The sequence below is a fragment of the Mesorhizobium sp. M7A.F.Ca.US.006.04.2.1 genome (assembly GCF_004022915.1).
Classification (GTDB): Bacteria; Pseudomonadota; Alphaproteobacteria; order Rhizobiales; family Rhizobiaceae; genus Mesorhizobium; species Mesorhizobium ciceri.
This window is the reverse complement of record NZ_RZQA01000270.1, coordinates 1-7,155: the sequence shown is the minus strand read 5'-3', so window position 1 is coordinate 7,155 and position 7,155 is coordinate 1. Positions and strand designations below refer to the sequence as shown.

7 protein-coding genes are annotated in these 7,155 nt (G+C 63.3%); 5 read left to right on the top strand and 2 right to left on the bottom strand.

The genetic code is table 11. The features are described from left to right. Positions 1–119: 119 nt before the first annotated feature. Positions 120–434: a quaternary ammonium compound efflux SMR transporter SugE gene (gene sugE, locus EN925_RS16175; protein ID WP_013528463.1), complete on the top strand. Its 315-nt coding sequence runs from the start codon at positions 120–122 to the stop codon at positions 432–434. A 138-nt stretch (positions 435–572) separates the two neighbouring features. On the opposite strand, the gene EN925_RS16170 is transcribed toward sugE, so the two are convergent. Beyond that, a complete protein-coding gene (locus EN925_RS16170) occupies positions 573–1,001 on the bottom strand; it encodes a DUF6481 family protein (RefSeq protein WP_013528462.1) in 429 nt (142 codons plus the stop codon). A gap of 278 nt (positions 1,002–1,279) precedes the next feature. Here EN925_RS16170 and EN925_RS16165 point away from each other — a divergent pair, with 278 nt between their 5' ends. The 3 genes from EN925_RS16165 to EN925_RS16155 all read left to right on the top strand — a co-directional run bounded on the left by EN925_RS16165 (position 1,280) and on the right by EN925_RS16155 (position 4,699). Then, positions 1,280–2,341: an LLM class flavin-dependent oxidoreductase gene (locus EN925_RS16165; RefSeq protein ID WP_013528461.1), complete on the top strand. Its 1,062-nt coding sequence runs from the start codon at positions 1,280–1,282 to the stop codon at positions 2,339–2,341. Positions 2,342–2,459: 118 nt separating this feature from the next. Then, complete coding sequence (locus EN925_RS16160; protein ID WP_127368430.1) at positions 2,460–3,629, top strand: AI-2E family transporter; 1,170 nt, start codon at positions 2,460–2,462, stop codon at positions 3,627–3,629. Positions 3,630–3,697: 68 nt separating this feature from the next. Continuing rightward, positions 3,698–4,699, top strand: coding sequence for an LLM class flavin-dependent oxidoreductase (locus EN925_RS16155; RefSeq protein ID WP_013528459.1), 1,002 nt, complete (start codon positions 3,698–3,700; stop codon positions 4,697–4,699). A gap of 34 nt (positions 4,700–4,733) precedes the next feature. Here the strand turns inward: EN925_RS16155 and EN925_RS16150 are convergent, their stop codons facing one another. Further along, positions 4,734–5,753 (bottom strand): LacI family DNA-binding transcriptional regulator, encoded by a 1,020-nt coding sequence (locus EN925_RS16150; protein ID WP_127368431.1) that lies wholly within the window; start codon positions 5,751–5,753, stop codon positions 4,734–4,736. A gap of 220 nt (positions 5,754–5,973) precedes the next feature. Between EN925_RS16150 and EN925_RS16145 the strand changes: the two genes are divergently transcribed. Then, positions 5,974–7,155: sugar ABC transporter ATP-binding protein (locus EN925_RS16145; protein ID WP_164894230.1), on the top strand; the 1,182-nt coding region annotated here is incomplete at its 3' end.

The window sequence follows — 7,155 nt, the reverse complement described above, 5'->3', positions numbered from 1 at the left end:
GGCGTGGCGGGGACGACCTCGCCCTTCCCCAAATCCGGACGGGACGACCCGCCATTGTTTGACTGATCGTCGGACGCCGAAGTCACTTTTCGGTCCGATGCTCTGATGGAGCGTTGTCGATGTCGTGGATTCTTCTCTTTTTCGCTGGCTTGTTCGAGATCGGCTGGGCAATCGGCCTCAAATACACCGATGGCTTCTCGAAGCTGGTGCCGACCGTGCTGACCGTTGCCTCGATGGTCGTCAGCCTCACTCTGCTCGGCCTGGCGCTGAAGGCGCTGCCCGTCGGCACCGCCTATGCGGTGTGGACCGGCATCGGCACCGTCGGTACGGCACTGCTCGGCATCTGGCTGCTCGGCGAACCGGCCACCGCGATCAGGCTGGCCTGCATCGCGCTCATCGTCTGCGGCATCATGGGGCTGAAGTTCGCCGCCTGACGGTAACGCTTAGGTCTCTTGGTTTGCGCATGTCGTCCTCCCAGAGCCGGGACCAGGGCGACATGCATGGGACAAACACGTTCAGGGCCGCTGCGAGGCGACCCTGATTCTCGAAGCAGATTGCTCCGTAGCCGAGAGCTAGCGGGCGGAGAAGCCCGGAGGCGTCCTGCCGGTACGCTGCTTGCGTGCCGCATAACGCGCGTCACGCTTGGCCTTGCGTTCGGCTTCGTCGGCCAGAAGACGGGCGATGCGCTCGTTCTCTTCGGATTCCCGAATCTTGGCCTCGGCCTGTGCAGCTTCCTCGGCGGCGATACGTGCCGCTTCGGCTGCTGCCTCGCGCTCGGCCTTCTCGACCGCTTCGCGTGCCAGCTTCTCCTGCTTCAGCCGGGCCTTTTCGGCCTCGCGGATTTCGCGGGCCGCAAGGATAGCCTTGCGTTCAGCCTGCCGCGCCAGCACTGCGGGATCATCCGCCGCCGGCTTTGCCTTGAAGCGCTCGAGGAGCGCCTTCTTTGCCTCGTTTGCGGCATTGCGCCGCTCGAAAACGTCTTTTTCCCTGTAGATAGCCAAGTCCACTTCCCTGAAGTCAATTCGCGACGCTTACATACGCGCGAAAACCGAGAGTTCAAGCGCCAAAACGGCATGGCAGCCATGAAATTGTCGGCTGTTGCACTCGGGAGACGCCTTTGGAGCAATTCCAGGAAAAGTGTGAAGCGGTTTTCCGTCCGGAATGGCGACGAAGAGATAGAGCCGAAACCGACATGCACTGTTCACCGTCCGCCCCACTGGCGGCGCGGCTGAGGCGTCGCTACGTCTAGCCCGAAAACCCAACACCAGGATGACATCAAATGGAACTCGGTCTCTACACATTCGCCGACGTCAGCCCGCAGCCGGGCCCCGGTGCCATCGGCCCGCATGAGCGGCTGCGCAACCTGATCGAGGAGATCGAGCTGGCCGACCAGGTCGGCCTCGACGTCTTCGGCCTCGGCGAGCATCATCGGCCCGACTATGCCGCCTCCGCACCGGTCGTGGCCCTGGCCGCGGCGGCCGAGCGTTCGAAGCGCATCAAGCTGACCAGCGCGGTCACCGTTCTGTCTTCCGATGACCCGGTGCGCGTTTTCCAGCAATTTGCCACGCTCGATCTTCTGTCGGGCGGCCGCGCCGAGATCATGGCCGGGCGCGGCTCGTTCATCGAATCCTTCCCGCTGTTCGGTTTCAACCTCGAGGATTATGACGAGCTGTTCGCCGAAAAACTCGATCTGCTGCTTGCCATCCGCGACAGCGTGAAGGTCACCTGGTCGGGCAATCTGCGTGCGCCGATCAACGATCGCGGCGTTTATCCCCGGCCCTTCCAGGACAGGCTACCGGTCTGGATCGCGATTGGCGGCACGCCACAGTCTGCCGCCCGCGCTGGCGCGCTCGGCCTGCCGCTGGCGCTCGCCATCATTGGCGGCGAGCCGGCGCGTTTCGCGCCGCTGTTCGATCTCTATCGCGAAGCCGCCAAGCGCGCCGGCAGTGATCCGGCGGGCCTCGCCACCAGCATCAACGTGCACGGCTTCATCGCCGAGACGACCGAGCAGGCGGCGGACGATTTCTACGGCCCGCAGGCGGAAGTGATGAATCGCATCGGCCGCGAGCGCGGCTGGGGTCCGACCTCGCGGGCGCATTTCGACCAGTCGCGCGGCCCCACAGGCGCCCTGTTCGTCGGCAGTCCCGAGCAAGTGGCTGAAAAGATCGTCGCCCAGCACAAGATCTTCGGCAATGACCGCTTCCTGCTGCAGATGGCGATCGGCACCATGCCGCATGCCAAGATCATGAAGGCGATCGAACTCTACGGCACCAGGGTGGCGCCGATCGTTCGCAAGGAAACAGCCAAGCCCGCCACAGCCGTCACGTCGCCGGCAGCCTGACCCGGAGCCGGCGCGAGCGGCCTCAATCCCGAAGCCGGCTCATGGAACCCTCGCCAGTAACTCTGCGTTTCATGGAGGCGATTGCCGTGCGAAGGGGCGCCGGCTTGAGGGGGTGACCATGAAAACCGAACCCACAGCCTGGGGTCAGGACATTTCCGATGAACCGGATTCGCGCGTCGCGGCTCGCGCCGACACGCGTCTGATGCGCTCGTTGCTGATCGGCATCTTTCTGTTCATGGCCATCTACGCGCTCTACTTCGCCCGCGCCTTTTTCATGCCAGTGCTTCTGGCTTTCCTGCTGGCGCTGACGCTGACGCCGATCGTCCGACTGCTGCGCAAGCACGGTATCCCGGAAGTGATCTCGGCAACCCTTCTGGTGCTGTTGTCCCTTTGTGTGTTCGCCACCGCCGGCTATCTGCTCAGTGGCCCGATCATCGATCTTATCAACAACACCTCGTCGATCGGCCAGAAGCTCACCGAACGGTTGGCGCAATTGCGACAGCCGCTCGAGAAGATCATGCAGATTTCGCATCAGATCGAACAGCTGACCGAGACCTCGCAGGAGTCGGGCATTCAGAAGGTGGCGGTAGCGCAGTCCGGCATCCTGTCGGCGGCCGCCAGCAACATCCTGTCGGCGGGAACAGGCCTCACCATCATCTTCGTGCTGTCGCTGTTCCTGCTCGCCTCCGGCACGATGTTTTATGAAAAGATCATCCAGTCCTTCGCCAGCCTCAGCGAAAAGAAACGGGCGCTGCGCGTCGTCTATGACGTCGAACGCGAAATCTCGCACTATCTGCTCACCGTCACGATCATCAATGCCGGCCTCGGCACGGTCATCGCTCTCGGTCTTTGGGCGCTCGGCGTGCCCAATCCGCTGGTCTGGGGCGTCGCTGCCGCCCTGCTCAACTTCCTGCCCTATGTCGGAGCACTGATCACCATCGTGCTTGTCACGGTCATGGCGTTGATCAGCTTCGATACCATCTTCTACGCGCTTCTGGCGCCGGCCTTCGTGATCTTGTGCGACATCGTCGAAGGCCAGTTCGTGACGCCGATGGTGGTCGGCAGGCGCCTCGAGATCAACGCCGTGGCGATCTTCATCGCCATCGCCTTCTGGTCATGGCTGTGGGGTTTCGTCGGCGCCCTGATGGCGGTGCCGCTGCTGGTCGTCATCAAGGTGTTCTGCGATCATTTCGATGGGCTCAGCCATGTCGGCAATTTTCTCGCCGCGCAGCACGCGGTTGTCGTCGAGGAGGACGACATCGCCGACCCCGAAGCTGTCAAAGGCTGATCAATATTTTTGAATTTGCGGCGCCGCCGGATGCTTCCTACATGCGGTCCTGACACAGGATCCCACCCATGACCGACCTTTCCGTTCTCGACCTGTCGCCGATCGTCGAAGGCAGCGATGCCTCGCAGTCGCTGGCCAATTCGCTCGATCTTGCTCGCCATGCCGAGCGCCTGGGCTACAAGCGTTTCTGGCTGGCCGAGCATCACAACATGCCGGGTATTGCCAGTGCCGCCACAGCCGTCGTCATTGCCCATGTCGCCGGCGGCACCAAGACCATTCGTGTCGGCGCCGGCGGCATCATGCTGCCCAACCATTCGCCGCTGGTGATTGCCGAGCAGTTCGGCACGCTGGCCGCATTGCATCCGGGCCGCATCGATCTCGGCATCGGCCGGGCGCCCGGCACCGACATGGGTACCGCCCGCGCCTTGCGCCGCAATCTCGAGGCCGGGGTCGACAATTTCCCGCAGGATGTCGTCGAGTTGATGGGCTATTTCCAGCCGGCCGAGGAAGGCCAGCGCATCCGTGCCGTGCCCGGCGAAGGCCAGGGCGTGCCGGTCTGGATCCTCGGCTCCAGCCTCTACGGCGCGCAGCTTGCCGCCATGCTCGGCCTGCCCTATGCCTTCGCCTCGCATTTCGCGCCGGCGGATCTGGATCACGCGCTGGATGTCTACCGCTCGCGCTTCCAGCCCTCCGAGCAGCTCGACAAACCGCATGTCATGCTTGGCCTCAACGTCTTTGCCGCGCCCACCGATGCCGAGGCTCGTTTGCTGTTCACCTCGCTGCAACAGGCTTTCGTCAATCTGCGCACCGGCCGTGCCGGCCGGCTGCCGCCACCTGTCGAGAACTATGACCGCGATCTCGATCCGATGGCAAAGACCATGCTCGGCCAGGCATTGTCCTGCGCCGTCGTCGGCTCCCCGGAAACGGTGCGGCAAGGCATCGATGCCTTCGTGCGCCGCACCGGTGCCGACGAGCTGATGGTCACCGCGCAGATTTTTGATCATGCGGCGCGGGTACGGTCGTTCGAGATCCTGGCCGAGGCGCACAAATCGCTGTCGCAGGCGGCCTGACAAGTCCTGACAGGAATATACGCTGGGCGAAAGACTACGCGCTCACGCTCTGCGCAATCGCCCCGAGCGGGCGACAGGAATTGCGGATCATCAGCCGACCCTTGAGCAAAAGCTTGCGCGGCGGCGCGTCCCTGTTGCCGGCGAGACGGTCGAGAAGCAGATTGGCCGCTTGTTCGCCGATCGCCTGCACCGGCTGCGCGACGGTGGTCAGCTGCGGCTGAAACACGTCGGACCATGGAAAGTCGTCGAAGCAGGCAACCGAAATGTCTTCCGGGCAGGACAGGCCGATGTCGCGGATCGCCTTCATGGTGCCGATCACCATCGGGTTGTTGGCCGAGAAGATCGCGCTTGGCCGATCGTGCGAGGACAGCATCTGCATGGTCGCGTTGTAGCCGTCGATCTCATGAAAATTGCCGAAGCGGATCAGCTCCTCCGCGATCGGCAGGCCGGCGGCGTGAAGCGCCTCGCGATATCCCGCCATGCGGTCATGCATCGGCGAAATGTCCGACGTGCCGGTGATGTAACCGATGCGCCGGTGGCCGAGATTGATCAGATAGGTGATGGCGTCGAACACCGCGCGCTGGTTGTCCAGCACCACGGCATCGGTGTCGACGCCTTTGCAGATACGATCGAGCAGCACCACCGGCATGTTGGCGTCGTCGACGATCCGCTTGAGGATCGCGCCGTCGCCGACGCGCGCCACGATCAGCCCGTCGACCATGCGATCGAGCAGCAGCTTGATCTGATCGTCCTGGGTGTTCAAATCCTCGTCCGTGCAGCACAGCATGACGGCATAGCCGGCCCGGTCGAAGGCCTGCTGGATGACCGAGACGACATCGGTGAAGAATGGGTTGGTGATGTGCGGCACGGTCAGTCCGATCGTGCGGGTCGTGCCCATCTTCAGGCTGCGGGCGATCGCGTTGCGCTTGTAGCCGATATCGCGGATCGCCTGTTCGATGCGCTGGCTAAGCTCCGGACTGACCGTCGCCGTGCCGTTGATCAGCGCCGAAACGGTGGCGACAGAAACACGCGCCGCTTCAGCCACATGAAGCATGGTGGGCGCGGTGGATTTCCGGTGTTTTTTTTGCCCTGATGCTGTCATTTTCGAAACGTTTCGCCACCCTTGCCGGCCAATACGTACGGAATCCTGTCCTTTTTAGCAAGAATCGAAATGCAGTAAACATGCGGCACCTCATATCAGCTTGACATGATCGAAACGTTTAGATTAGCGTTTGCGGGAAGTTGACGAGGACGGAAGGGAGGCCGCCATTGTCATGCGAGAGAGCAGTTCCCTTTCCCCGCAGCACGGCGCTGCCGATCGGTCGGACACCGTTCTGAGCGCCGAGCATATTTCCAAGAGCTTCGGCGGCATCGCCGCCCTGGTCGATGTCGGCTTCGAGCTGCGGCGCGGCGAGGTTCATGCCTTGATGGGCGAGAACGGCGCCGGCAAGTCGACGCTGATGAAGATCCTCTCCGGCGTCTACACCGGCTATGAAGGCACGGTCAGCGTCGATGGCCACCCTGTCAATTTTGCTGGCGTACGCGACGCCGAGGATGCCGGCATTGCCATCATTCATCAGGAGCTCAACCTGGTGCCCGAACTCAGCGTCGCCGACAACATCTTCCTTGGCCGCGAGAAGCTGATCGCCGGGCTGATTGTCGACCGCAAGGCAAGCAGCCGCGCGGCGGGCGCTTTGTTGCAGCGGCTCGGCATCGAGCTCGATCCGCAAGCCCGCGTCGGTACCCTGCGTGTCGGCGAGCAGCAGCTGGTCGAGATCGCCAAGGCGCTGTCGATGTCGGCACGCATCCTGATCATGGACGAGCCGACCTCGGCGCTGTCGCCGGCCGAATGCCAGCGGCTGTTCCGCATCATCCGCCAGCTTGCCGAGAGCGGTGTCGCCATCGTCTACATCTCGCACCGCATCGACGAGGTCATGCATCTGGCCAGCCGCGTCACCGTGTTTCGCGACGGGCGCCATGTACTGACCGAGCCGATGGCCAGGCTGGACGAAGATGCGATCATTTCGGCGATGGTCGGACGCAACCTGCTCGCTTCCTCCCAGGAAGAGCGCCACTCCGGCGGCAACATTGTGCTTTCGGTCGAAAACCTGTCGCTGTCGAAGCCCGATGCGCATGGCTGGCGCACGGTGATCGACGGCGTTGGCTTCGATCTTGCCGCCGGAGAGATCCTCGGCATTGGCGGGCTGCTGGGTTCGGGCCGAACCGAGATCCTGGAGGCGATCTTCGGCTCGAGCGATGGCCGCACCGGTGGCGAAATCCAGGTCGACGGCCGGCCTGTGGATATCCGTTCGCCCCGCGACGCAAGGCGGCTGGGCATTGCACTGGTCACCGAGGACCGCAAGACGCAAGGCCTGCATCTGCAGGCTTCGATCGCAGACAATGTCGCGCTGCCGCTGCTCGGAGGCCAGCGAGCGGATGCCGAAGCGGGCCAGCGA

Coding starts and splice junctions, on each gene's coding strand:
- EN925_RS16160 (WP_127368430.1), top strand. CDS start 2,460: ATGAAAACCGAACCCACAGCCTGGGGTCAGGACATTTCCGATGAACCG.
- EN925_RS16155 (WP_013528459.1), top strand. CDS start 3,698: ATGACCGACCTTTCCGTTCTCGACCTGTCGCCGATCGTCGAAGGCAGC.
- sugE (WP_013528463.1), top strand. CDS start 120: ATGTCGTGGATTCTTCTCTTTTTCGCTGGCTTGTTCGAGATCGGCTGG.
- EN925_RS16165 (WP_013528461.1), top strand. CDS start 1,280: ATGGAACTCGGTCTCTACACATTCGCCGACGTCAGCCCGCAGCCGGGC.
- EN925_RS16150 (WP_127368431.1), bottom strand. CDS start 5,753: ATGCTTCATGTGGCTGAAGCGGCGCGTGTTTCTGTCGCCACCGTTTCG.